The organism is Streptomyces sp. NPDC088707, from assembly GCF_044752725.1.
Taxonomy (GTDB): Bacteria; Actinomycetota; Actinomycetes; order Streptomycetales; family Streptomycetaceae; genus Streptomyces.
The window spans coordinates 194,744-218,427 of the sequence record NZ_JBIVLV010000008.1; the positions used below are offsets into that span (position 1 = coordinate 194,744).

The 23,684-nt window shown below is 71.2% G+C and carries 24 protein-coding genes; 13 read left to right on the forward strand and 11 right to left on the reverse strand.

Annotated features, from left to right (window positions below):
* Positions 1–33: 33 nt before the first annotated feature.
* The 5 genes from ACIP84_RS24415 to ACIP84_RS24435 all read left to right on the forward strand — a co-directional run bounded on the left by ACIP84_RS24415 (position 34) and on the right by ACIP84_RS24435 (position 5,065).
* Positions 34–969 (forward strand): cellulose-binding protein, encoded by a 936-nt coding sequence (locus ACIP84_RS24415; protein WP_030321132.1) that lies wholly within the window; start codon positions 34–36, stop codon positions 967–969.
* Positions 970–1,133: 164 nt separating this feature from the next.
* Positions 1,134–2,102 carry an ABC transporter ATP-binding protein gene (locus tag ACIP84_RS24420; RefSeq protein WP_401800242.1) on the forward strand — a complete coding sequence of 323 codons (969 nt, stop codon included), beginning with the start codon at positions 1,134–1,136 and terminating at the stop codon, positions 2,100–2,102.
* 3 nt (positions 2,103–2,105) lie between these two features.
* A complete protein-coding gene (locus tag ACIP84_RS24425) occupies positions 2,106–2,885 on the forward strand; it encodes an ABC transporter permease (protein WP_401800245.1) in 780 nt (259 codons plus the stop codon).
* A 189-nt stretch (positions 2,886–3,074) separates the two neighbouring features.
* Complete coding sequence (locus ACIP84_RS24430) at positions 3,075–4,232, forward strand: ATP-binding cassette domain-containing protein (protein ID WP_401800247.1); 1,158 nt, start codon at positions 3,075–3,077, stop codon at positions 4,230–4,232.
* Positions 4,229–5,065, forward strand: coding sequence for an ABC transporter permease (locus ACIP84_RS24435; RefSeq protein ID WP_355957652.1), 837 nt, complete (start codon positions 4,229–4,231; stop codon positions 5,063–5,065). Before ACIP84_RS24430 ends, ACIP84_RS24435 begins: the two co-directional genes overlap by 4 nt.
* Before the next feature lie 51 nt (positions 5,066–5,116).
* On the opposite strand, the gene ACIP84_RS24440 is transcribed toward ACIP84_RS24435, so the two are convergent.
* Positions 5,117–5,446, reverse strand: coding sequence for an ATP/GTP-binding protein (locus ACIP84_RS24440; protein ID WP_355957650.1), 330 nt, complete (start codon positions 5,444–5,446; stop codon positions 5,117–5,119).
* Between the two features lie 199 nt (positions 5,447–5,645).
* Between ACIP84_RS24440 and ACIP84_RS24445 the strand changes: the two genes are divergently transcribed.
* On the forward strand, positions 5,646–6,680 hold the full coding sequence (locus tag ACIP84_RS24445; RefSeq protein WP_401800250.1) for an LLM class flavin-dependent oxidoreductase: 1,035 nt from the start codon (positions 5,646–5,648) through the stop codon (positions 6,678–6,680).
* A gap of 156 nt (positions 6,681–6,836) precedes the next feature.
* Here the strand turns inward: ACIP84_RS24445 and ACIP84_RS24450 are convergent, their stop codons facing one another.
* Entirely contained in the window at positions 6,837–7,229 is a 393-nt protein-coding gene (locus tag ACIP84_RS24450; protein WP_015036224.1) for an SCO5389 family protein, read from the reverse strand.
* A 249-nt stretch (positions 7,230–7,478) separates the two neighbouring features.
* Here ACIP84_RS24450 and nucS point away from each other — a divergent pair, with 249 nt between their 5' ends.
* Positions 7,479–8,150: an endonuclease NucS gene (nucS, locus tag ACIP84_RS24455; protein ID WP_401800253.1), complete on the forward strand. Its 672-nt coding sequence runs from the start codon at positions 7,479–7,481 to the stop codon at positions 8,148–8,150.
* 101 nt (positions 8,151–8,251) lie between these two features.
* On the opposite strand, the gene ACIP84_RS24460 is transcribed toward nucS, so the two are convergent.
* From ACIP84_RS24460 to ACIP84_RS24475, 4 genes are all read right to left on the reverse strand, one after another.
* Positions 8,252–10,933, reverse strand: coding sequence for an ATP-binding protein (locus tag ACIP84_RS24460; protein ID WP_401800255.1), 2,682 nt, complete (start codon positions 10,931–10,933; stop codon positions 8,252–8,254).
* A 295-nt stretch (positions 10,934–11,228) separates the two neighbouring features.
* On the reverse strand, positions 11,229–11,552 hold the full coding sequence (locus ACIP84_RS24465; RefSeq protein WP_015036221.1) for an STAS domain-containing protein: 324 nt from the start codon (positions 11,550–11,552) through the stop codon (positions 11,229–11,231).
* A 126-nt stretch (positions 11,553–11,678) separates the two neighbouring features.
* Positions 11,679–12,527: a 3-hydroxyacyl-CoA dehydrogenase family protein gene (locus ACIP84_RS24470; protein WP_401800258.1), complete on the reverse strand. Its 849-nt coding sequence runs from the start codon at positions 12,525–12,527 to the stop codon at positions 11,679–11,681.
* 206 nt (positions 12,528–12,733) lie between these two features.
* Positions 12,734–13,372 carry a TetR/AcrR family transcriptional regulator gene (locus tag ACIP84_RS24475; RefSeq protein WP_401800261.1) on the reverse strand — a complete coding sequence of 213 codons (639 nt, stop codon included), beginning with the start codon at positions 13,370–13,372 and terminating at the stop codon, positions 12,734–12,736.
* Between the two features lie 106 nt (positions 13,373–13,478).
* On the opposite strand from ACIP84_RS24475, the gene ACIP84_RS24480 reads away from it, so the two are divergent.
* From ACIP84_RS24480 to ACIP84_RS24490, 3 genes are read left to right on the forward strand one after another with little or no spacing between them, the layout of a single operon-like run.
* Complete coding sequence (locus ACIP84_RS24480) at positions 13,479–14,252, forward strand: ABC transporter ATP-binding protein (protein WP_401800263.1); 774 nt, start codon at positions 13,479–13,481, stop codon at positions 14,250–14,252.
* Between the two features lie 47 nt (positions 14,253–14,299).
* Positions 14,300–15,049, forward strand: coding sequence for an ABC transporter permease (locus ACIP84_RS24485; RefSeq protein WP_401800266.1), 750 nt, complete (start codon positions 14,300–14,302; stop codon positions 15,047–15,049).
* A gap of 13 nt (positions 15,050–15,062) precedes the next feature.
* Positions 15,063–15,635, forward strand: coding sequence for a cob(I)yrinic acid a,c-diamide adenosyltransferase (locus ACIP84_RS24490; RefSeq protein ID WP_401800268.1), 573 nt, complete (start codon positions 15,063–15,065; stop codon positions 15,633–15,635).
* Here the strand turns inward: ACIP84_RS24490 and ACIP84_RS24495 are convergent.
* A complete protein-coding gene (locus ACIP84_RS24495) occupies positions 15,555–16,178 on the reverse strand; it encodes a hypothetical protein (protein WP_401800271.1) in 624 nt (207 codons plus the stop codon). The two genes, ACIP84_RS24490 and ACIP84_RS24495, sit on opposite strands and share 81 nt — an antisense overlap.
* 152 nt (positions 16,179–16,330) lie before the next feature.
* Between ACIP84_RS24495 and ACIP84_RS24500 the strand changes: the two genes are divergently transcribed.
* From ACIP84_RS24500 to ACIP84_RS24510, 3 genes are all read left to right on the forward strand, one after another.
* Positions 16,331–17,527 (forward strand): histidine kinase, encoded by a 1,197-nt coding sequence (locus tag ACIP84_RS24500; RefSeq protein WP_355957623.1) that lies wholly within the window; start codon positions 16,331–16,333, stop codon positions 17,525–17,527.
* Entirely contained in the window at positions 17,524–18,177 is a 654-nt protein-coding gene (locus ACIP84_RS24505) for a response regulator transcription factor (protein WP_355957620.1), read from the forward strand. Before ACIP84_RS24500 ends, ACIP84_RS24505 begins: the two co-directional genes overlap by 4 nt.
* 132 nt (positions 18,178–18,309) lie before the next feature.
* On the forward strand, positions 18,310–20,157 hold the full coding sequence (locus tag ACIP84_RS24510; RefSeq protein WP_401800278.1) for a glycosyl hydrolase family 18 protein: 1,848 nt from the start codon (positions 18,310–18,312) through the stop codon (positions 20,155–20,157).
* Between the two features lie 77 nt (positions 20,158–20,234).
* On the opposite strand, the gene ACIP84_RS24515 is transcribed toward ACIP84_RS24510, so the two are convergent.
* The 4 genes from ACIP84_RS24515 to ACIP84_RS24530 all read right to left on the reverse strand — a co-directional run bounded on the left by ACIP84_RS24515 (position 20,235) and on the right by ACIP84_RS24530 (position 23,671).
* A complete protein-coding gene (locus ACIP84_RS24515) occupies positions 20,235–20,681 on the reverse strand; it encodes a DUF2550 domain-containing protein (protein ID WP_073913206.1) in 447 nt (148 codons plus the stop codon).
* Between the two features lie 142 nt (positions 20,682–20,823).
* Complete coding sequence (locus tag ACIP84_RS24520) at positions 20,824–21,198, reverse strand: F0F1 ATP synthase subunit epsilon (protein ID WP_053648591.1); 375 nt, start codon at positions 21,196–21,198, stop codon at positions 20,824–20,826.
* Between the two features lie 113 nt (positions 21,199–21,311).
* On the reverse strand, positions 21,312–22,754 hold the full coding sequence (gene atpD, locus ACIP84_RS24525; RefSeq protein WP_030321098.1) for a F0F1 ATP synthase subunit beta: 1,443 nt from the start codon (positions 22,752–22,754) through the stop codon (positions 21,312–21,314).
* Positions 22,754–23,671 (reverse strand): F0F1 ATP synthase subunit gamma, encoded by a 918-nt coding sequence (locus ACIP84_RS24530; protein WP_401800283.1) that lies wholly within the window; start codon positions 23,669–23,671, stop codon positions 22,754–22,756. Before ACIP84_RS24530 ends, atpD begins: the two co-directional genes overlap by 1 nt.
* Between the last annotated feature and the right edge of the window lie 13 nt (positions 23,672–23,684).

Sequence of the window (23,684 nt, forward strand, 5' to 3'; positions counted from 1 at the left end):
AACACCTCACCGGTCTCATTCGACAGGAAACCCATGAGCGACACATCCTCCCCCTTCGGCTTCGAGCTCGTGCGGCGCGGTTACGACCGCGGTCAGGTGGACGACCGCATTACCAAGCTCGTGTCCGACCGCGACAGCGCACTGTCCCGCATCACCTCCCTGGAGAAGCGCATCGAGGAACTCCACCTCGAGACGCAGAACGCCCAGGCGCAGGTCACCGACGCCGAGCCGTCGTACGCGGGACTCGGCGCCCGGGTCGAGAAGATCCTCCGGCTCGCCGAGGAGGAGGCGAAGGACCTGCGTGAGGAGGCCCGTCGCGCCGCCGAGCAGCACCGCGAGCTGGCCGAGTCGGCCGCCCAGCAGGTGCGCAACGACGCGGAGTCGTTCGCGGCCGAGCGCAAGTCGAAGGCCGAGGACGAGGGCGTCCGCATCGTCGAGAAGGCGCAGGGCGAGGCCAACACGCTGCGCGCCGAGGCGCAGAAGGACGCGCAGTCGAAGCGCGAGGAGGCGGACGCCCTCTTCGAGGAGACCCGCGCCAAGGCCGCCCAGGCCGCCGCGGACTTCGAGACCAACCTGGCCAAGCGCCGCGAGCAGTCGGAGCGCGACCTGGCCTCGCGTCAGGCCAAGGCCGAGAAGCGCCTCGCGGAGATCGAGCACCGCGCCGAGCAGCTCCGCCTGGAGGCCGAGAAGCTGCGTACGGACGCGGAGCGCCGGGCCCGTCAGACGGTGGAGACCGCGCAGCGCCAGGCCGAGGACATCGTGGCCGACGCGAACGCCAAGGCCGACCGGATCCGCAGCGAATCGGAGCGCGAGCTCGCGGCGCTGACGAACCGCCGGGACTCGATCAACGCCCAGCTGACCAACGTCCGCGAGATGCTGGCGACGCTGACCGGTGCCGCGGTGGCGGCGGCCGGCTCGCCGATCGACGACGAGCGCCCGGCCGGTGTCCCGGCCCAGCAGTCCCGCTGACGCCCGTCACACGTACGCCTGTCACGCGTACGGCCGCCCCCCGTACGGCCGTCCGGGTCGTGACCGTCGACCTGACGCACAGCCGGTAACGAGTTCGTAGCGTTCCCCAGAACCCCCTGTCATTCCGGTGGCGGGGGGTTTTGCGCACCCGTAGGTTGGGACGCATGATCGAGCTTGAGGGCCTGACCAAGCGATACGGGGCGAAGACCGCGGTCGACCATCTCTCCTTCCAGGTGCGTCCTGGGGTGATCACGGGCTTCCTCGGGCCCAACGGGGCGGGCAAGTCCACGACGATGCGGATGATGCTGGACCTGGACAACCCGACGAGCGGGACGGTCCGGATCGACGGCAAGCACTACCGGGAGCTCGAAGAGCCGCTGAAGTACATCGGCGCACTGCTCGACGCCAAGGCCATGAACGGCGGCCGCTCCGCGTACAACAACCTGCTGTGCCTCGCGCAGTCGAACCGCATCCCGGAACGCCGGGTGGGCGAGGTGCTGGACCTGGTGGGCCTGACGCCGGTCGCGCGGAAGAAGTCGAAAGGTTTCTCCCTCGGTATGGGGCAGCGGCTCGGCATCGCTTCGGCGCTGCTGGGCGATCCCGAGATCCTGATGTTCGACGAACCCGTCAATGGTCTGGACCCCGAGGGAATTCACTGGATCCGCAATCTGATGAAGGCGTTGGCGGCCGAGGGCCGGACGATCTTCGTTTCCAGCCATCTGATGAGTGAAATGGCCCTGACAGCCGATCACCTGATCGTGATCGGACAGGGAAAGCTGCTGGCCGACACGTCGATGGCGGATTTCATCCAGGAGAATTCCCGGAGTTATGTACGGCTGCGCTCTCCGCAGCAGGAGCGGCTCCGGGACATGCTGCACGCGCACGGGTTCATCGCCGTCGAGGCGGGCAACGGCACCCTCGAGGTGGACGGGGCGACGACCGAGAAGCTGGGTGAACTCGCCGCCGAGAACGGGCTCGTCCTGCACGAGCTGAGCTCCCAGCGCGCCTCGCTCGAAGAGGCCTTCATGCAGATGACGGCGAGTGCGGTGGAGTACCACGCGCACGGCACCGATGTACACGGTGGCGCCCCGGCGCCCGGCCCCCAGTGGGGCACGACCTCCCAGGGAGCCTGAACGATGGCAGCGGTATCCGCGGTCCTGAAGTCCGAGTGGACCAAGATCCGGACGGTGTCGTCGACCGTCTGGACGCTGGCGAGCGCCCTGATCGTCACGGTGGCGATCGGCGCGGCGCTGTCCGCCGTGTTCAACTCCACCTTCGACGACCTCAGCGAGGTCGAGCGGGCCACCTTCGACCCGACTCTGGTCAGCTTCTTCGGGATGACCCTGGGGCAGCTGGCGATGGTGGTCTTCGGTGTCCTGGTGGTGGGGACCGAGTACTCCTCGGGCATGATCCGCACCTCCCTCGCGGCCGTGCCGCAGCGCGCGACCTTCCTCTTCTCGAAGGTCGCGGTGGCGGGCGGGCTCGCGTTCGCGGTGGGTCTCGCGACGAGCTTCCTCTCCTTCTTTCTGGGGCAGGCGCTGCTCGGCGAGCACCGGGCCTCGATCGGTGACGACAACGTGCTGCGGGCGGTGATCGGCGGCGGGCTCTACATGGGCCTCATCGCGCTGTTCTCCATGGGCGTGGCGGCGATGCTGCGCTCGTCGATGCTCTCGCTCGGCATCCTGATGCCGTTCTTCTTCCTGGTCTCGCAGATCCTGGCGGCCGTGCCCAAGGCCAAGGAGGTGGCCCGCTACTTCCCCGACCAGGCCGGATCGAAGATCATGCAGGTCGTTCCGGACGCCATGAACACGGAGGAGGCCCCGTACGGCCCGTGGGCCGGTCTGGGGATCATGGTGATCTGGGTGGTGGCCGCGCTGGCCGGCGGCTACCTGGTGCTGAAGAAGCGGGACGCCTGAGGGCTCGCGGGTTCGGGCGTCGGGGCCCCTAGGGGGACCCTGACGTTCCCCCCAAGACCGCCCGGAGGTCGTCTCCACTTCGCCGGAACCGTCAATGGCTGGATAAGCTCCTAGCTCATACGGGGGGCTCCGGCCGACGGCCGCCACGCCCCGACCATGGTGCGACCGACCTGTCGATGGGGCTGGAGAATGATCGAGGCAGTCGGCCTGACGAAGCGCTACGGCGCCAAGACGGCCGTGTACAACCTTTCCTTCCAGGTGAGGCCGGGTGTCGTCACCGGGTTCCTGGGGCCCAACGGGTCGGGCAAGTCGACCACGATGCGCATGATCCTGGGCCTTGACCAGCCCACCGCCGGCCATGTGACGATCGGCGGCCACCCCTTCCGGCAGCTGCCGAACGCGCCCCGTCAGGTCGGCGCGCTCCTCGACGCGAAGGCCGTGCACGGCGGGCGGAGCGCGCGCAGCCATCTGCTGTCGCTCGCGCAGCTCGCCGGCATCCCGGCGCAGCGCGTCGACGAGGTCCTCGGGGTCGTCGGCCTCCAGGACGTGGCCAAGCGCCGTTCCAACGGCTTCTCGCTCGGCATGGGCCAGCGGCTCGGCATCGCGGCGGCGCTCCTGGGCGACCCGCAGGTGCTGCTCTTCGACGAACCGGTCAACGGCCTGGACCCGGAGGGCATCCTCTGGGTCCGCAACCTGATGAAGAAGCTGGCCGCCGAGGGGCGGACGGTCTTCGTCTCCAGCCACCTCATGAGCGAGATGGCCCTCACCGCCGACCATCTGATCGTGATCGGCCGCGGGCAACTGCTCGCGGACATGAGCGTCACGGACTTCATCTCGGCGAACTCCGCCGACTTCGCCCGGGTGCGGACCCCCCAGACCGATCCCGGTCAGCGGGAGAAGCTGACGGCGGCCCTCGTGGAGGCCGGCGGCCAGGTGATGTCGGAGCCGGACGGCGCGCTGCGGGTGACGGGCCTGCCGCTGCCGCGGATCAGCGACCTCGCGCACGACGCGGACGTACGGCTCTGGGAGCTGTCGCCGCACCAGGCCTCCCTCGAGGAGGCCTACATGCGCCTGACGCAGGGCGCCGTGGACTACCGCTCCACCGACGACCGGCTCGCGCACCTGCAGCCGCCGGTCCAGCCCGGCCACCCGGGGTACGGGACGCCGCCGCAGCAGCCGGTACCGCAGGACGTGCCGCAGCAGGGCTGGTACGCCCCGCCGCCGCCCGGGCAGAACCCGTACGCGGGGGCTCCCGGCCAGGCGCCCGCACCGGGCCCGTACGCCCCTCCGGCCGCCCCGCAGCAGGCCGCCCCTCAGCCGAGCGACACCACCAAGGACGCCCGATGACCGCCCCCGCCCAGCACCACGCTCCGGCGCCGCACTCCTACGTCTCTCCGATCCCGGTCCGCAGGGCGACCCTCGGTGACGCCCTCGCCTCCGAGTGGACGAAGATCCGCTCGGTGCGTTCGACGCTGTGGACGCTCGGCGTCATGGTCCTGCTGATGCTGCTCATCGGCCTGGGGGTGGCGGCGATCGCCGCGAGCTCCGAGGCCCCGATGGGCGACGAGTCCGCGCTCGGCTTCGGCTTCTTCGGGATGCTGCCGGCCTCGATCTGCGTGATCACCCTCGGCGTGCTGACCATCGCCTCCGAGTACGGCACCGGCATGATCCGTACGACCCTGACGGCCTGCCCGAGCCGGGCCCGGGTGCTCACGGCGAAGGCGATCGTCTTCTTCCTGCTCGTCTTCACGGTGACGACGGTGGTCGCGGCGCTCGTGGGGGCGGGGCAGGTCGCCCTGGTGGACACGGCGGACGCCCCGACGTCGGGCGAGTGGCTGCGGGCGACGGTCGGCGCGGGCGCCTACCTCGCGATGCTCGGGCTGCTCTCGCTGGCGCTCGGCACGGTGATCCGGCACTCGGCCGGTGCGATCACGGTGATGATCGGTGTGCTGCTGCTGCCGCTGGTGGCGGCCATGTTCATGTTCTCCGAGGCCCTGAAGTCGGTCCAGGAGTGGCTCTTCACGTACGCGATCCCCTCGCAGATGATCGCGCTGTACGCCGCGCAGCCGCCGTTCGGTGACGACGGCCCCGCGGGCTGGGAGCCGCTGCTGATCATGACCGGGGTCGCGGGGGTCGCGCTGGCCGGCGCGTACGCCCTGCTCAACAGCCGGGACGTGTAGCGCGGCTTACCGGCCCGGCCCGGCCCGGTTTCCCGGGCCCGGCTTCCCGGCTCAGTACTTCGGCGCGTTCCTGGACCGCTGCACCTTGCTGGTGCGGCGGTCCTTCGCGTTCCAGCAGGCCTTGTGCCAGTGCCGCCGGTCGTCCACTCCCCCGTACTCCGGCCAGGCGACCACGTGCGGGGCGCCGGGCGGGATCTCCTGGTCGCAGCCGGGGCAGCGGTAGCGCTTGCCGGGCGCGCTCGCCCCGGCGACGAGGCGGACGAACCACTCCTCGCCCTGCCAGGTCTCGGTACGCTGCACGCCGCCGTACCGGTCGCCGTGGTCGCCCGGCTGCTGTTCGGGCTTCTCGCCGCCTCGGGAACGGTTGTGGCGCGGGGACACGGGCACACCTCACGGGGTCGGGGAACACGGACCGTTCCCTCAAGCCTACGGGCCGCGATGCGGTGCCCCGGGCCCCGTCCGCGACGGCTTAGCCGAAAATCGCAAGAACTTCATGAACGGCCGTTGCCTTTGGCACGTGTCAGACGTTGGTGCCAGTGCGAGGCGAGTTACGCGTCGGCCGCAGAGGAGGCACAAGGCGATGCGCGTGGGTACGTTCGTTCTGGCAGCCCAGTTCCCGGGCCAGGGACAGGGTGAGGCCCTGCACCGGGCGGTGCGGACCGCCGAGGTCGCCGAGGAGGCGGGCCTCGACTCGGTCTGGCTGGCCGAGCACCACTTCGTGCCGTACGGGGTCTGCCCCTCGGCCGTGACACTGGCCGCGCTGCTCCTCGGCCGCACGCGAAGGCTGCGGGTGGGCACGGCGGTGAGCGTGCTGCCGAACGTCCACCCCGTCGCCCTGGGCGAGCAGGCGGCGCTGCTGCACCTCACCTCGGGCGGCAGATTCACCCTCGGGGTGGGCCGCGGCGGGCCCTGGGTCGATCTGGAGGTCTTCGGCGCGGGCCTCGGCGCGTACGAGAACGGCTTCCCCGAATCGCTCGACCTGCTGCTGCGCTGGCTCTCCGAGCCCCGCGTGGGCGCCGAGGGAGAACGATTCGCCTTCCGCGAGGTGGCGGTGGTGCCCCGCGCCGACGAGCTGATCGGCGGGGACCCGGCCCCGGAGGTCGTGGTGGCCTGCACGTCGCCGAAGAGTGTGCGGCTGGCCGCCGAGCGCGGACTGCCGATGCTGCTCGGGATGCACTGCGGAGACGAGGAGAAGGCCGAGATGGTCGCGGCCTGGGCGCGCTGCGCGCGGGAGACCGGGCGGGACCCGGACGAGATCGCGCGGATCGGTTCCCACCACGTCTCGGCGGGCGTGGCCCAACTCGCGGACCGGGGCGCGGACGCGGCCGAGGCACTCGTGAAGGCGATGCCGGGCTGGCTGAAGCAGGGCCTCGACGCGCATGTGACGGTCGACGGCCGGCACCGGGCGATGCGGGACCCCGTGGCGTACACGGAGCTGCTGTGCGGGCTGCACCCGGTGGGCACGCCCCGGCGCGCGGCGGACCGGCTGGCGGCGACGGCGGAGCGCACGGGCATCACCCGCTTCGCCCTGCTCGCCGAGGGCACGGGCGACCTCGCGTCGACCGAGGAGAACGTGCGGCGGCTCGGCGCGGAGGTCCTGCCGCTGCTCGTCTGACCGTACGGCCGCCGCTCCTTCCGACCGTACGGACGGAAGAGCGAACCGTACGGACTCTGGGCGGGGCTGTGCTGCCGCTCCGGCATCTCCGCGCGGTGATGCGCGTCGACACGCATCGATCGCGTCTCCCGCGATGCGGAGCGGCAGCACCATGTCTCAGCAGTCGCGCAGTTCCGGCGACTGGTTCAGCAGCTGCCCCCGTACGGACGTGAAGCGGGCGAGCCGCTCGTCCACCGACGGGTCCAGCGGGAAGACCGCCACCCGGTGGCAGTTCTGGAAGGCGAGACGCACCCCGAAATGCCGCTGCAGCGCACCACGAATGGCGTCGCTCGCGAGCGCGCGCAGCAGCTGACCACGTGCCTGCTCATTCGGCGGCGGCGTCTGGTTGTCGGCGAACTCTCCGCCGTCGACCTTCAGCTGAGCCACCAGAGAACTGATCATCTCCCATGCGTAGGGCAGGGAGGTCCGGACGCAGTCGACGAAGTCGGCTTCGTCGACCTCGCCTCGCTCGGCCTGTTCCAACAGTGCCGGTGAGACGTCGAGCGACATGGGTTCTCCTCTCGCGACCCCGCGGACGGGGTCTTGCGGGCAGGGCGAAGGCCGGGCCGCCCGACACGCAGCGTGCACGGACGACGACCTCCAGCTTCCACGGTAAGCGCGCAGTCCTGCACGCACCAGGAGATGGGGAGCACAACCGGCTGATAACCGACGGGTGTTCGGCTCAGGATCATGCCCCGAGGGGGTCCGGGTCATGCCCGAATCGCGCGGAAGAGCGCCCGTCTTGTAGCGTTGGCGACCATGCGTCTCGTCATTGCCCGTTGCTCCGTGGACTACGCGGGCCGGCTCACGGCCCACCTGCCCTCCGCGCCCCGTCTGATCCTCATCAAGGCAGACGGCAGTGTCTCCATCCACGCGGACGACCGGGCGTACAAACCGCTCAACTGGATGTCCCCGCCCTGCACCCTCAAGGAGGGTGCAGACGGCGAGGCGGGCGTCTGGACCGTGATCAACAAAGCGGGCGAGAAACTGATCATCACGATGGAGGAGATCCTCCACGACTCCTCGCACAAACTGGGCGTGGACCCGGGTCTCATCAAGGACGGCGTCGAGGCGCACCTCCAGGAGCTGCTCGCCGACCGCATCGAGACCCTCGGCGAGGGCTACACCCTGATCCGCCGCGAGTACCCGACCGCGATCGGCCCGGTGGACATCCTCTGCCGGGACTCGGACGGCGCGACGGTCGCGGTCGAGATCAAGCGGCGCGGCGAGATCGACGGCGTCGAGCAGCTGACCCGCTACCTGGAGCTGCTCAACCGCGATCCGCACCTCGCCCCGGTGCGGGGCGTCTTCGCGGCGCAGGAGATCAAGCCGCAGGCCCGGGTCCTCGCGACGGACCGCGGGATCGGCTGCGTGGTCCTGGACTACAACGCGATGCGGGGCATCGAGGACGACAAGCTGCGGCTGTTCTAGCGGGACGGCGGTGGCGGTACGGGGACGGCCCCGGGTGCGGTGAACGCGCCCGGGGCCGTCCCCGTCTCCGTACGCGGGTGCCCTCCGCTCCGTGACGCCCGTCAGGCGGGCGTCCGGGTGCCGGTGGCGTCGCCGGGGGCGGGCGGGCCGCCGAGGGACGAGGACGCGGAGATGCTGGGGCTGTTCTCCTCCGCCGGCGGAGTCGTGGGCGGGGTCGTCGTCGCCGGCGGCGTCGTGGTCGGCGGCGTCGTCGAGGGCGGGGTGCTGGGCGGTGTCGGCGGCGTCGTGCTCGGCGGCTTCGGGCTCGACGGCCTGGTCGTCGACGGCCGCGTGGTCGGGCTCGTCGGCGGGGCCGTCGTCGTGGTGGGCGGCACGGTCGTCGACGGGCTGTCCGAGGACGAGGGGGTGCCCGAGTCGTCCGGCGTGCCCGAGCTCGACGGGTCCGTCGGGTTCGACGTGGAGGTGTTCCCGGACGCGGAGGGGCTCGGGGAGCCGGAGCGGGTGGCCGCGCCGGTCGTGCCGGGCTCGGCCGTCTCGCCCTCGGCCGACTGCTCCTCGCCGTCGATGCCGTCGTCGGTGCTGTCGTCGGTGGCCGTGCTGTCGGAGGTGACGCGGTTGGTGGCCGGGTCCTCGCCGTTGCCCGAGGTGGCGCCGAGGGTCACGACGGTGCCGAGGACGGCGACGAGGAGCGCGCCCGCGCCGACGGCGGCGAGGTTCCGGCGCGCGCCGTTGATGATGCCGCCCCTGAGGCTGGGGCGGCCGGCGCCCTTCTCGGTGTCGGGGCGGGTGATGAGCGTCGGGCCCTCGTCGGCGAAGTCGGGGAACGCCGGCATCGGGGACTTCGCCGGGCCTCGCCCGGGTCCCCCGGACGGCGGGGTCGGGCCCGCGGCTCCCGCCGCCCCGGCCGGCGGCGGCGTCGGGAAGGGATCGGGGGCCGGTCGGCGTACGGGGCCGCGCAGGGAGGGAATGCCGCGGGGCGGCGAGACGGGCTCCTCGGCGCGGGCCGCGGCCGGGGCGGGGTGCTCCCCGGAGAGGTCGGCGACCAGGGCGAGCGCCCTGCGTCCCGCGACGGTGCCGCGCTTGTCGGCGAGGACGCCGCGCATGCCGATGGAGGCCTCCAGCTCCGCGCGGGCCCGCTCCAGGTTTCCGGCGCACAGCGCCAGGACACCGAGCTCGTGGTGGAAGTAGGCCTCCTCGGCGACCTCGCCGGTGAGCCGGGCGGCCTCCTGTCCGGCGCGCAGGGCCCGCTCCCAGGCGCCCCAGTGCAGTCCGGCGGCGAAGGCGGGCGCGGCGGCGCGGGCGAGCAGGACGGCGGTGGCGCGGTGCTCGGCCTCGGTCTCGGGGTCGTCTCCGGTGCCGGCGACGAGGGCGGACAGGGCGGCGAGCAGGGCGTCGGACTCGGCGGCGGCCCGTTCGGGTGTGACGGAGGGGTGGGCGACCCACCAGGCGTAGTGCTGGGCGACGGTGTGGGCGCGGTCGGCGGCCGCGTGGTCGGGCTCGTACCCCTGGGCGAGGAGCTGGGTGAGGACCCCGGCGGCCAGCCGGTAGCGGGGTCCGACCGGGGAGAGCAGGCCGCAGGCCCGCAGTTCGCCGAGGGCGGCGTCGGCGTGGGTGTCGCCGACGAGGGCCGGCAGATGGGCCTGGTGCGGGACCTCGCCGCCGAGGGCGACGGCGAAGCGCAGTGCCGTCTGGGCGGAGCGGCTGAGGCGGGAGGCGAGCAGGGCGGCGGGGGCGGCGCCCTCGCCGAGGCTGGGCAGGGGTATCTCGCGCAGTTCGACGTCGGGGTCCTCGACTCCGTCGAAGGCCGCCGCGGCGGCGGCCGCGGCCGCTTCGGGGTCGGTCGGCCCGAAGGCCTCCTCGAGGGCGCCGAAGGCGTCGAACTCGGCGGGGGTGACGCGGAGCCGGTCGCGCTGGCGGAGCAGGGCGCCGGCCTGGACGAAGCGGAGCGGCAGGCCCTCGGACTCGAACCAGAGGTCGCCGGCCCAGTTGGCCTCGTCGTCGGTGAGGGTGCGGCCGACCGCGCTCTCCAGGAGCTTGAGCGCGGCGCCGCGGCCGAGTCCGGCGAGGTGGATGTCCTCGACGTGGGAGTCGGCCGAGGGGGTGGGGGTGTCGGGTCCCGCGGCGAGCAGGAAGGCGCATTCGGGGGCGGCGGCGAGGAACTCGTCGAGGGCGGCGCCGCCGAACTCCAGGTCGTCGACGACCACGACGGCGCCGATCTCGCGGAGCCGTTCGTGGAGCACGGTGCGGCCGGGCCGGTGGTCCGGGGCGTACCGGACGGCGGCGAACAGCTCGTGGAGGAGTTCGGCCGGGGTGCGGTGGTGGCCGGAGAGCCGGACGACTCCGTCGGGCGCGAGGTCGGCGCAGTCGGCGGCGACGGCGTCGAGGAGGGCGGTGCGGCCGGATCCGGCGGGTCCGCTCAGGCGGGCGGAGCGGCCGCGGCCGAGGATGCCGACGAGGCGCTCGCGCTCCTCCTGGCGTTCGAGGAGGGGCAGCTCGGGCGCGGCCGGGCCCGGGGGTACGGGCGGGGCGGCGGCGCGGGCGGCCTCGGCGCGCTCCTCGGCGGTGCGGGGGCGGGGGGCCGCGGGTTCGTGGCCGGGCGGGCAGGGTTCGATCTCGCTGCCGTCGACCGGGTTGACGGTGACGAGCAGGTCGCCGGAGACGAGCCGGACGACGCGGGCACGCGCGGGTGCGGGGGCCGGGGCGGGGGTGCCGCGTCCCTGGCGGGCGTCGTCGCCCTCGCCGTCGTGTCCGTACTCCTCCGGCCCCCGGTTGATCGGGTCCATGGTCCAAGCCCCCAAGAAGCGGTGTCCGGTGCCCGCCGGGTGGGTCCGTCAATGTGCAGGCGACCGAACCCTAGACCGTGGTCAGGCGCTCGGGAACAGCTGGGGTGCCCAGGAGACCCAGTCGTCACGGTCTTGTGAGGATTGAGCGTGACGCCTGGTTCACACAGCTGCTTCACACGCGCGCCACCGCTGGTTGTCCCGCACCTGGCCGTCTCCGCTAGCGGACGGTGTCCCGCTCTCGGTCGGCCCCGCTCGCGGTCGGTGTCCCGGTCCCGGTCGGCCCCGCGCCGGGTGGTCACACCCGGGGCAGGGACTCCAGCGCGAGGCCGCCCTCGATGGCGAGGATGCGGTGCAGCTTGGTGGCGACGAGCAGCCGCTGCATCTGGGGTGGCACCCCGCGCAGGACGAGCCGTCGGCCGCAGCGGCCCGCACGCCGGTGGGCGCCCATGATGACGCCGAGTCCGGTCGCGTCCCAGGAGTCGAGACCGGTCAGGTCGAGCACCAGGTCGCCGACGCCGTCGTCGACGGCCGAGTGCAGGACGGTACGGGCGTCCGCCGCGCTCCGGACGTCGAGGCGGCCCCCGACGACCAGCTCGACATGGTCGCCCCTGATGTGCATATGCGCTCCCCGAGAGTGCTCCGTCTTCGCAACAACTGACTGCCGCACCGGCAGATACGTTGCGCCTTGTCAGCGAACCGATACCGAAATTCACCCCACGGGGTGAGGCGGGGTGGCGGGTACGGCTCAGTACTTGTAGAAGCCCTGCCCGCTCTTGCGGCCGATGTCACCCGCGTCCACCATCCGGCGCATCAGTTCGGGCACCGCGAACTTCTCGTCCTGGGACTCGGTGTAGATGTTGTTGGCCGCGTTCACCAGGATGTCGATGCCGGTGAGGTCGGCGGTGGCGAGCGGGCCCATGGCGTGGCCGAAGCCGAGCTTGCAGGCGATGTCGATGTCCTCGGCGGTGGCGACGCCGGACTCCTGGAGCTTGGCGGCCTCGACGACGAGGGCGGAGATGAGGCGGGTGGTGACGAACCCGGCGACGTCGCGGTTGACCACGATGCAGGTCTTGCCGACGGACTCGGCGAACTCCCGCGCGGTGGCGAGGGTCTCGTCGCTGGTCTTGTAGCCGCGGACGAGTTCGACGAGCTGCATCATCGGGACCGGCGAGAAGAAGTGGACGCCGACGACGGACTCGGGGCGCTCGGTGACCGCGGCGATCTTGGTGATCGGGATCGCGGAGGTGTTGGAGGCGAGGACCGCGCCGTCCTTGGCGATCTTGTCGAGCGAGCGGAAGATCTCGTGCTTGACGTCGAGGTTCTCGAAGACGGCCTCGACGACGATGTCGGCGTCGGCGACGGCGTCGAGCTCGGTGGTGGCGGTGATGCGGCCGAGCGCGGCCTCGGCGTCGGCGGCGTCCAGCCTGCCCTTCGCGACGAACCGGTCGTACGACGCCTTGATGCCGTCGGTGCCCCGGGTGAGGGCGGCGTCGGTGACGTCACGCAGGACGACGTCCCAGCCCGCCTGTGCCGAGACCTGTGCGATGCCGGACCCCATGAGTCCGGCCCCGATGACGGCGAGCTTCCTGGCCACGATGTTCCACCCCTTAACGCCTGTTCACTTCTGGCTCTCCGGCGGAGATTAGCGGTCGGGAGCCGCCGTGTGACCGTGAAGTAATGCGCGTCACGCCCTGTTTGACGGACGTCACACTCACAGCACCCCGTTCGGGCGCCTCCACGGTCGCGACATACCCCCGGGGGGTGGGTTCCGCGGGGTGGCGGTCGGACGGGCGCGCCCCGTCACCCCTCCCGTACCGCGTAGTTCAGCACCTTCTCGCTGAGCAGCTCCTCGATCTCGTCGAGCAGTACGAGCGCCTCGCGGGAGACGGCGGTCGCCCTGCCCCCGTCGGTCATCGCGCGGGTGATGTAGCCGACGACGGTGCTCTCGATCCAGGCGAGCTGCCCGCCGACGAGCAGCGGCAGCGGGTCCTCGGCGGCGGCGCCGGACTCCTCGCGGAGGGTGGTGACGACGGCGTCGTGGACCTGCTGCTGGACGTGGAAGAGCCGGGCCTTGAGGGTGGGGGCGTGCTCGATGACGTTCATGAAGGCGTCGAAGCCGTCCATGAGTCCGTACGCGGGTGACACGGCCCCGATGTCCTGGCGGAGTTCGCGCAGGACGGCGCGCGCGGCGGACTCCCCCCGGTCGCGGCCGCGGATCGCGCGGGCGAGGCGCTGGGTGACGCCGTCCATCCGGTCGAGGAAGAGGTCCTCCTTGGCCGGGAAGTAGTTGTACACCGTGTTGACGGAGACGTCCGCCGCCTCGGCGACGTCCGCGACGGTCACATGGACGAAGCCGTGCTCCAGGAAGAGCCCGGTCGCGATGTCCGAGATCCGCTGCTTCGTCTCGCGCTTCTTGCGTTCCCTGAGTCCCTCGGCCATGCCTCTCATCCTAGGCTCCCTGAAAGTTTGGCTCCTCCCCAATTTTGCTGACCATTGAATTTTGGGGACGTTGCAAAAATTCAGTGACTCTGTTTTCGTGGTCGCCATGCCCATCATCAGCACGGCCGGCCTCGCCCGGACCTTCACGACCAGGACCGGCCCCGTGGAGGCCGTCCGTGGCATCGACCTCACCGTCCGGCCCGGCGAGATCCTCGGACTGCTCGGCCCCAACGGCGCCGGCAAGACCACCACCCTCCGGATGCTCACCACGCTCCTGCCGCCCACCGGCGGCGCCGCCACCGTCGCCGGCCACGACCTCGTGCGGAACCCCGCCGCCGTCCGCCGCCGCATCGGGTACGTCGCCCAGTCCGGCGGCCTCGACCCCCAGGAGACCGTCCGCTCCGAGCTCGTCACCCAGGGCCGGCTCCACGGAATGAACCGGGCCCGCGCGACGGCCCGCGCCGAAGAGCTCGCGGCCGAGCTCGGGCTCACCGAACTCCTCGACCGCAGGACCCCGGCGCTCTCCGGCGGCCAGCGCCGCCGGCTCGACCTCGCCATGGGGCTCACCCACCGGCCGGAGATCCTGTTCCTCGACGAGCCGACGACCGGCCTCGACCCCGGCAGCCGCGCCGGCCTGTGGGCGCTGGTGCGGCGGCTGCGCGACGAGCACGGCACCACCGTCGTCCTGACCACCCACTACCTGGACGAGGCCGACTCCCTCGCCGACCGGCTGGTCGTCGTCGACAGGGGAACGGTCGTCGCCGAGGACTCCCCCGCCGGCCTCAAGGCCGCCCACGGCGCCGCCACCCTCCAGGACGCGTTCCTCGCCGTCACCGGACGCGGCCCGGCCCCCGTCGACACGACCCCCGCAGCCGTCTAGGACCTCCCGGTCCCCTCTCGTCCTCAGGACATCCGATAGGACATCCGATGCTTCTCCACGACACCGCGCTGCTCTTCGGGCGCTACGCCCGCCAGACCCTGCGCTCCCCGTTCCAGATCTTCTTCGGCGCCCTCATGCCGCTGCTCTACCTGCTGCTCTTCGGGCCGCTGCTCACCGGGCTGCCGCTCGGCGGCGAGGGCGACTCCTGGCAGGTCCTCGTCCCCGGACTCCTGCTCCAACTGGGTCTCTTCGGCGCCTCGTTCGCCGGCTTCTCGATCATCATGGAGAAGAACTGGGGCGTGTTCGACCGGATGCGGGTCACCCCGGTGAGCCGGCTCGCCCTGCTGCTCGGCCGGGTCCTGCGGGACGCCGCCCTCTTCGTCTTCCAGGCGGCGCTGCTCGTCCTGGTCGCCCTGCCGATGGGCCTCAGGGCGCCGCTCGCCGGCATCCTGATCGGCTTCGGCTTCGTCGCACTGCTCTCGGTGGCGCTGGCCTCCCTCTCGTACGCGCTCGCTCTGAGGCTGCGCACCCCGCAGGAGTTCGGACCCGCGATCAACACGCTCGCGATGCCGGCGATGCTGCTGTCGGGCCTGATGCTGCCGATGACCCTCGCCCCCGGCTGGCTGGACGTCCTCTCGCGCCTGATGCCGTTCCGCCATCTGGTGGACGCGGTCCGGGAGGCGTACATCGGGCACTACACGACACCGACACTGCTGTACGGGGTGCTCGTCGCCCTCGGCGTCGCGGCGCTCGCCGTGACGGTCGGCACACGGACGTTCCAGAAGGCCATCGCCTAACTAGGCTGGTCGCATGGTCAATCTGACGCGCATCTACACCCGGACCGGCGACCAGGGCACCACGGCGCTCGGCGACATGAGCAGGACCGCCAAGACGGATCTGCGGATCTCCGCCTACGCCGACGCCAACGAGGCCAACGCCGCCATCGGTACGGCGATCGCCCTCGGGCAGCTCGACGCGGAGGTCGTGAAGGTCCTCGTCCGGGTGCAGAACGACCTGTTCGACGTGGGCGCGGACCTCTGCACCCCGGTGGTCGATGACCCGAAGTACCCGCCGCTGCGGGTCGAGCAGTCGTACGTCGACAAGCTGGAGGCCGACTGCGACCTCTTCCTGGAGCCGCTCGACAAGCTGCGCTCCTTCATCCTGCCGGGCGGCACGCCCGGGGCGGCGCTGCTGCACCAGGCGTGCACGGTGGTCCGGCGGGCGGAGCGCTCGACCTGGGCGGCCCTGGAGGTGCACGGCGAGACGATGAACGCCCTGACCGCCACGTACCTCAACCGCCTCTCAGACCTGCTCTTCATCCTTGCTCGGACGGCGAACAAGGAGGTCGGGGACGTGCTCTGGGTCCCGGGCGGGGACCGCTGAGGCCTCTCCCTCCGGGGCCTTCCGCGGCCAGATCGCGTAGCTGAGCGCGATCAGGCCGTGGATGGCCGCCGTCCGCCAGGCGACGAGGATCCAGGCGTGGAGACCGTCGGTGTTCCCGTCCTCGCCGACGTACAGCGCGGCCAGGAGCAGCAGCGCCGAGGCGACGGCCGCCGCCGTCACCGAGCCCAGCCAGACCCTGCCCTCGTGGCGGGCGCGGGCCATCCCGTACCGCGGAGGCTTCGGGGGCCGGGGCGCGCCGCCGAAGCGGTGGGCGGCGTGGCCGTCGAGCCACTTCACGGTGCGGTGGCCGTGGCCGACGGTGTAGCCGATGTAGAGGGCGGCGAGGCCGTGCTTCCAGCTGGGGTCGGCGCCGTTCTTGAGATCGATCGCGGTGACGACGAGGAGCAGGACCTCCAGGAGCGGCTCGCAGAGCAGCAGCGCGATACCCGTCCGGGGCATCTTCAGGAGGTAGCGGGTGGCGAGGCCGGCGGCCAGCAGGACCCAGAAGCCGACCTCGCAGACGACGATCAGCGTGACGATCACGGCGGTTCCCCTTTCGGTACCCCCTCAGCGTCCCCCGGCGGACCGCCCGGATCGTCGTCGCCGATGACGAAGTGCGCCTACATCCTTCGACGGAGGAGCGGATCGGCCCGGACGGCGAGGCCCGGGGTCCGCGGGCCGTGTTGGATGGGAACGTGACACTCCCCCGACCGCACCGCACCGACCTGCTCATGGCCGCCGGCGGCCTCGCCGTCGGTCTGCTGATGTGGTCCTTCGGACTGCACACCCAGACCGACCGGCTGATCACCGCGCGCTGGGCGACGCTGATCCCGCTCTTCGTCATGGCCTCGATGGTGGCCCTGCGCCGGACGAGGCCGCTGACCGCCCTGAACGTCGGCACGGTCGCCCTCGTCGCGGACCAGTTCACCTACGGCACGCTCGTGACCGCGCTGATGTTCACGGACCTGGTCTACGCGGCCGTGGTCTACGGGACGTCCGCCGCCGCCCGGCGCATCCCGTACCTGACCGGGCTCATCACGATCGGCCTGACGATCGGCTTCCTCGTCTGGTGGCAGAACGCGATCGCCCTGGTCGTCGGCCTGATCACCGGCATGGTGTCGTTCCTGCCCGCGCTGACCGGAGCGGTCGTACGCAACCACCGCCAGGCCGCCGACGCCGCCCTCCTCCGCGCGGAGCAGACCGCGCTGCTCGCCGAGATGGACCGCACCCAGGCCGTCGTGGCCGAGCGGGCCCGGATGGCGCGCGAACTGCACGACATGGTCGCGAACCACCTCTCCGCCATCGCGATCCACTCCACCGCGGCGATGTCGATCGACGAACCGGCCACCACCCGGCAGGCGCTGACCGTGATCCGGGAGAACAGCGTGGCCGGCCTCTCGGAGATGCGGCGGCTCATCGGCCTCCTCCGGGACAGCAGCGGGGACTCGGAGCCGGCCGCCGCGCCCACGCTCGCCGGTCTGGACGCCCTGGTCGACCAGGCGCGGACCAACGCGCGGCCGAGCGGTCTCGTCCTCGTCCTGGAGGACGGCCGGGAGTCGACGGCGGGTGTTCCGGCGCCGGTGGAGCTGGCCGCGTACCGGATCGTGCAGGAGTCCCTGACGAACGCGCTCAAGCACGCGGCTCCGGGCGAGGTCCGGGTGGTGCTCACCGGCGGACGGGCAGCCCTTACGGTCGAGGTCACGAGTCCCCGCGGCGAGCGCCCCGGCCCGACCGCACCCGGTTCGGGCGCCGGTCTGGTGGGGATGCGGGAGCGGGTGGACCTGCTCGGCGGCGCCTTCGAGGCGGGGCCGGTGACCGACCGCGACGGGCGCAAGCAGTGGCAGGTCAGGGCGGAACTGCCCATGGACGTGAAAGACGAGGAGCGGGCATGACAGTGCGGGTGGTGGTCGCCGAGGACCAGTCCGCGGTACGGGCGGGGCTTGTGCTCATCCTGGGCAGCGCACCGGACATCGAGGTCGTCGGCGAGGCGGCGGACGGCGAGCGGGCGGTGGAGCTCGCCCGTGAACTCCGTCCCGATCTGGTCCTGATGGATGTGCAGATGCCCCGGATGGACGGGGTGACGGCGACCGGGATCGTCGTGTCGGAGGGCCTCGCCGACGTGCTGGTCCTGACGACCTTCGACCTCGACGCGTATGTCTTCGGGGCGCTGCGGGCGGGGGCCTCGGGCTTCCTGCTGAAGAACGCGGAGGCGCGGGAGCTGATCGAGGCGGTCCGGACGGTGGCGCGCGGCGAGGGCTTGATCGCCCCCGCGGTGACCCGGCGGCTGATCGCGGAGTTCGCGGCGACGGGCGCTCCGGTGCGGCCGGCGCCGAAGACGGACCCCTCCGTGCTCGACGTCCTGACGCCGCGGGAGCGGGAGGTCCTGTCGACGCTCGGCCAGGGTCTGTCGAACGCGGAGATCGCGGTACGGCTCGACATGGCGGAGGCGACGGTGAAGACCCACGTCAGCAAGGTGCTCGGGAAGCTGGCGCTGCGGAGCAGGGTCCAAGCGGCCGTACTGGCGCAGGAGTTGGGGGTCTGACGCAACATCGGCGACGTTGGTCTGGACCTCTTGACGATTGGTCCAGACCTTCCTACGCTCGCGGGGCGCGCGCATCTTCACGGACCACCGGACCACCCCCACCCATGTCCGTCCGCAACTTGAGGAGCACCGTTGAGCACTCAAGCACCGACGCGCAGAACAGGGTTCAGACACCGGGCCGCCGCCGGTCTCACCGCCCTGATCCTGCCCCTCGCCGCCATGGTCGGCCTCGCCACCCCCGCCGAAGCGGCCACCTCGGCCACCGCCACGTACACCAAGACCCAGGACTGGGGCACCGGATTCGGTGCCAGCTGGACCGTCAAGAACACCGGCACCACCACCATCAACTCCTGGACCGTCGAGTGGGACTACCCCGCCGGCACCTCCGTGACCTCCGCCTGGGACGCCACCGTCACCAGCTCCGGCACCCACTGGACCGCCAAGAACGTCGGATGGAACGGAACCCTCGCCCCCGGTGCCTCCGTCTCCTTCGGCTACAACGGTGCCGGCCCCGGCGCCCCCAGCGGCTGTAAGATCAACGGCGCCGCCTGCGACGGCACCAGCCAGCCCGGCGACAACGCCCCCTCCGCCCCCGGCACCCCCGTCGCCTCCGCCATCACCGACACCTCGGTGAAGCTCACCTGGACCGCGGCCACCGACGACAAGGGCATCAAGAACTACGACGTCAAGCGCGACGGCACCACCGTCGCCACCGTCACCGGCCTCACCTACACCAACACGGGCCTGACCGCCGGCACCGACTACAGCTACACGGTCGTCGCCCGCGACACCATCGACCAGACCGGCCCGGACTCCGGCGCGACTCCCGTCCGCACCACCGGCGGCGGTGGCGGCCAGCCGCTCCCCAACGCCGTGAAGATGGGCTACTTCACCAACTGGGGCGTCTACGGGCGCAACTACCACGTGAAGAACATCGTGACCTCGGGCTCCGCGTCCAAGATCACCCACATCAACTACGCCTTCGGCAACGTCACGGGCGGCAAGTGCACCATCGGCGACGCCTACGCCGACTACGACAAGGCCTACACCGCCGACCAGTCCGTCGACGGCGTCGCCGACACCTGGGACCAGCCGCTGCGCGGCAACTTCAACCAGCTGCGCAAGCTGAAGAAGGCCTACCCGAACATCAAGATCCTGTGGTCCTTCGGCGGCTGGACCTGGTCCGGCGGCTTCGGCCAGGCCGTGCAGAACCCGGCCGCCTTCGCGCAGTCCTGCTACGACCTCGTCGAGGACCCGCGCTGGGCCGACGTCTTCGACGGCATCGACCTGGACTGGGAGTACCCCAACGCCTGCGGTCTCTCCTGCGACACCAGCGGCGCCGCCTCCTTCAAGAACATGATGCAGGCCATGCGCGCCAAGTTCGGCCCCAGCTACCTGGTCACCGCGGCCGTCACGGCCGACGCCTCCGCGGGCGGCAAGATCGACGCCGCCGACTACGCGGGCGCCGCACCGTACATGAACTGGTTCAACGTCATGACGTACGACTTCTTCGGCGCCTGGGCGGCGCAGGGCCCGACGGCCCCGCACTCCCCGCTCACCTCGTACGCCGGCATCCCGCAGGCGGGCTTCAACTCCGCCGAGGCGATCGCCAAGTTCAAGGCGAAGGGCGTCCCCGCCAACAAGCTGCTGCTCGGGATCGGCTTCTACGGACGCGGCTGGACCGGCGTCACCCAGTCAGCCCCCGGCGGCACGGCGACCGGACCGGCCGCGGGCACCTACGAGCAGGGCATCGAGGACTACAAGGTCCTCAAGACCTCCTGCCCGGCCACCGGCACGATCGCGGGCACCGCGTACGCCAAGTGCGGCAGCAACTGGTGGAGCTACGACACCCCGGCCACCGTGAACTCGAAGATGAGCTGGGCCAAGAACCAGGGCCTCGGCGGAGCGTTCTTCTGGGAGTTCAGCGGTGACACCAGCAACGGCGAGCTCGTCGGCGCCATCAACACCGGTCTGAACTAACCCCCCACGGGGTCACGACGAAGCGGGGGCCGGCGCAGCACGCCGACCCCCGCTTCCTCACGCCCTACGCGAAGAACTCAGGCGACATTCACCCGCTGCCCGGGAGGCGCCGCCTCCAGCCAGGCCATGAAACCCGTCCGGGCGTCCTCGCTCATCGCGAGCTCCAGGCGGACGCCCTCGTACATACAGGGCTGGATCACCATGTCGGAGAGCAGCGCGAGCTCCTCCTCGCCCTCCGGCATCCGGCGCTCCAGGGCCACGATGGACGAACGCTCCAGGGTCCGGCGCGGTCGGGGCGCGTACGAGAAGACCCGGAACCAGGCGATCTCGTCACCGCTGTAGCGGGCGACGCCGTACACCCAGCCCTTGCCGCTCGGATCGGGCTCGTCCGGGACGTTCCAGTGCAGGGAGCAGTCGAAGGTGCCGCCGGCACGCTGGATCAGCCTCCGGCGCAAGCCGAAGACGAAGAGCCCGATCACCACCAGTGCGACGACCAGGCCGCACACGAGCAGAGCGAGGAACATCTTCACCGACCTCCTCGCTGCGTCCCGTAGCCGGCACCGCCGGCAGAACCGAATACAACCTGCATCTGCATCGCCTCAGCCGCGGCACGGTCTGGAAAATTCCAGCCGTGCCGCGGCTGAGGGCACTACTCTGCGCGGACCGTCAGCGGACCGCTACCGCGCGCAGCCGGACATCGGCGCGCCGCTCGGCGGCCGCGTCGGAATCCGACTTCGCACGCTCCAGCGCGCGCTCGGCGCGCTGGGCGTCGATCTCGTCCGCCAGCTCGCAGACCTCCGCGAGCAGAGACAGCTTGTCGTCGGCGAACGAGATGAATCCGCCGTGGACGGCGGCGACGACAGTCGCGCCCTCACTGGTACGGATGGTCACCGGGCCCGACTCCAGCACACCGAGCAGCGGCTGGTGGCCGGGCATGACGCCGATGTCGCCGGAGGTGGTACGCGCGATGACCAGGGTGGCCTCGCCGGACCAGACACTCCGGTCCGCGGCGACCAGCTCGACGTGCAGCTCAGCAGCCAAGGGTGGCTCCTCGGGTCACCACCCGGCGGTCGTGCCGGGTGTTGGGGTCAATTCTAGTGGGCGTGGTGAGGGGGGCGGGACCGGATCCCGCCCCCCTCGGGAGAGCACGGGGCTCAGGAGACGCCGAGCTCCTTGGCGTTGGCCTTGAGGTCCTCAATGCCACCGCACATGAAGAACGCCTGCTCGGGGAAGTGGTCGTACTCACCGTCGCAGATCGCGTTGAACGCGGCGATCGACTCGTCGAGCGGAACGTCCGAACCGTCCACACCGGTGAACTGCTTCGCCGCGTGGGTGTTCTGGGACAGGAAGCGCTCGACACGGCGGGCGCGGTGGACAACGAGCTTGTCCTCCTCGCTCAGCTCGTCGATACCGAGGATCGCGATGATGTCCTGGAGGTCCTTGTACTTCTGCAGGATTCCCTTGACGCGCGTGGCGGCGTCGTAGTGGTCCTGCGCGATGTAGCGCGGGTCCAGGATCCGGGACGTGGAGTCCAGCGGGTCCACGGCCGGGTAGATGCCCTTCTCGGAGATCGGACGGGAGAGAACCGTCGTCGCGTCGAGGTGGGCGAAGGTGGTGGCCGGAGCCGGGTCGGTCAGGTCGTCCGCGGGGACGTAGATCGCCTGCATCGAGGTGATCGAGTGACCACGGGTCGAGGTGATGCGCTCCTGGAGGAGACCCATCTCGTCGGCCAGGTTCGGCTGGTAACCCACCGCGGAGGGCATACGGCCGAGCAGGGTCGACACCTCGGAACCGGCCTGGGTGAAGCGGAAGATGTTGTCGATGAAGAACAGCACGTCCTGCTTCTGCACATCGCGGAAGTACTCCGCCATGGTCAGACCGGCGAGGGCCACGCGGAGACGGGTGCCCGGGGGCTCGTCCATCTGGCCGAAGACCAGCGCGGTCTTGTCCAGAACGCCGGCCTCCTCCATCTCCACCATGAGGTCGTTGCCCTCACGGGTGCGCTCGCCGACGCCCGCGAAGACCGACACACCGTCGTGCAGCTTGGCCACACGGACGATCATTTCCTGGATCAGAACGGTCTTGCCGACACCGGCACCACCGAACAGACCGATCTTTCCACCCTTGACGTACGGGGTGAGAAGGTCGACGACCTTCAGGCCGGTCTCGAACATCTCGGTCTTGGACTCGAGCTGGTCGAAGGCCGGGGCCTTGCGGTGGATCGTCCAGCGCGGCGCGTCGGCCACGGTGGACTCGTCCGCGTTCAGCACCTGACCCAGCGTGTTGAACACGCGGCCCTTGGTGACGTCACCGACGGGCACGGTGATGCCCGTGCCGGTGTCGGTCACCGGGGCCTGGCGGACCAGGCCGTCGGTGGGCTGCATCGAGATGGTGCGGACAACGCCGTCACCGAGGTGCTGGGCGACCTCGAGGGTCAGCGTCTTGGTCGCGCCCTCCTCGGCCGGGTCCGGAACCTGGACGTTCAGCGCGTTGTAGATCTCCGGCATCGCGTCGACGGGGAACTCCACGTCGACGACCGGGCCGATGACCCGGGCGACGCGGCCCGTGGCGGCGGCCGTCTCAACAGTGGTCGTCATTACTTGTCACTCCCCGCGGTCGCGTCGGCCAGGGCTGCGGTGCCACCGACGATCTCGCTGATTTCCTGGGTGATTTCGGCCTGGCGGGCCGCGTTGGCAAGTCGGGAGAGGTTGTTGATCAAGTCTCCCGCGTTGTCGGTCGCCGACTTCATCGCGCGGCGCGTGGCAGCGTGCTTGGAAGCAGCCGACTGGAGCAGCGCGTTGTAGATCCGGCTCTCGACGTACCGGGGCAGCAGGGCGTCGAGGACGTCCTCCGCCGACGGCTCGAAGTCGTACAGCGGACGAAGCGTGTCCGAGTCGCCCGCCTCCTTCGCCACCTCGTCGAGGCTGAGGGGCAGCAGCCGGGCCTCGACCGCGGTCTGCGTCATCATCGAGACGAACTCGGTGTAGACGATGTGGAGCTCGTCCACACCACCCTCGGCCGTGTCCTTCTCGATCGCCTCGATCAGCGGAGCCGCGATCGTCTTGGCGTCGCCGTACGAAGGCTGGTCCGTGAACCCGGTCCACGAGCCGGCCAGCTTCCGCTCACGGAAGTTGTAGTGCGCGATGCCACGACGGCCGACCACGTAGACGGTGACCTCGCGGCCCTCGCCCTCCAGCTTCGCCGTCAGCTTCTCCGCCGCCTTGATGGCGTTGGAGTTGAAGGCACCGGCCAGACCACGGTCGCTCGAGAGGAGCAGGACCGCGGCACGGATCGGGTTCTCCGCCTCGGTGGTCAGCGGGTGCTTGTCGTTCGCACCCGTGGCCACCGCCGTGACCGCGCGCGTCAGCTCGGTCGCGTACGGAGTCGACGCCTGCACCTTGCGCTGCGCCTTGACGACACGCGAGGCGGCGATCATCTCCATCGCCTTGGTGATCTTCTTCGTCGCGGTGACGGATTTGATGCGACGCTTGTAGACCCGGAGCTGCGCTCCCATGAGTCAGGTCCCT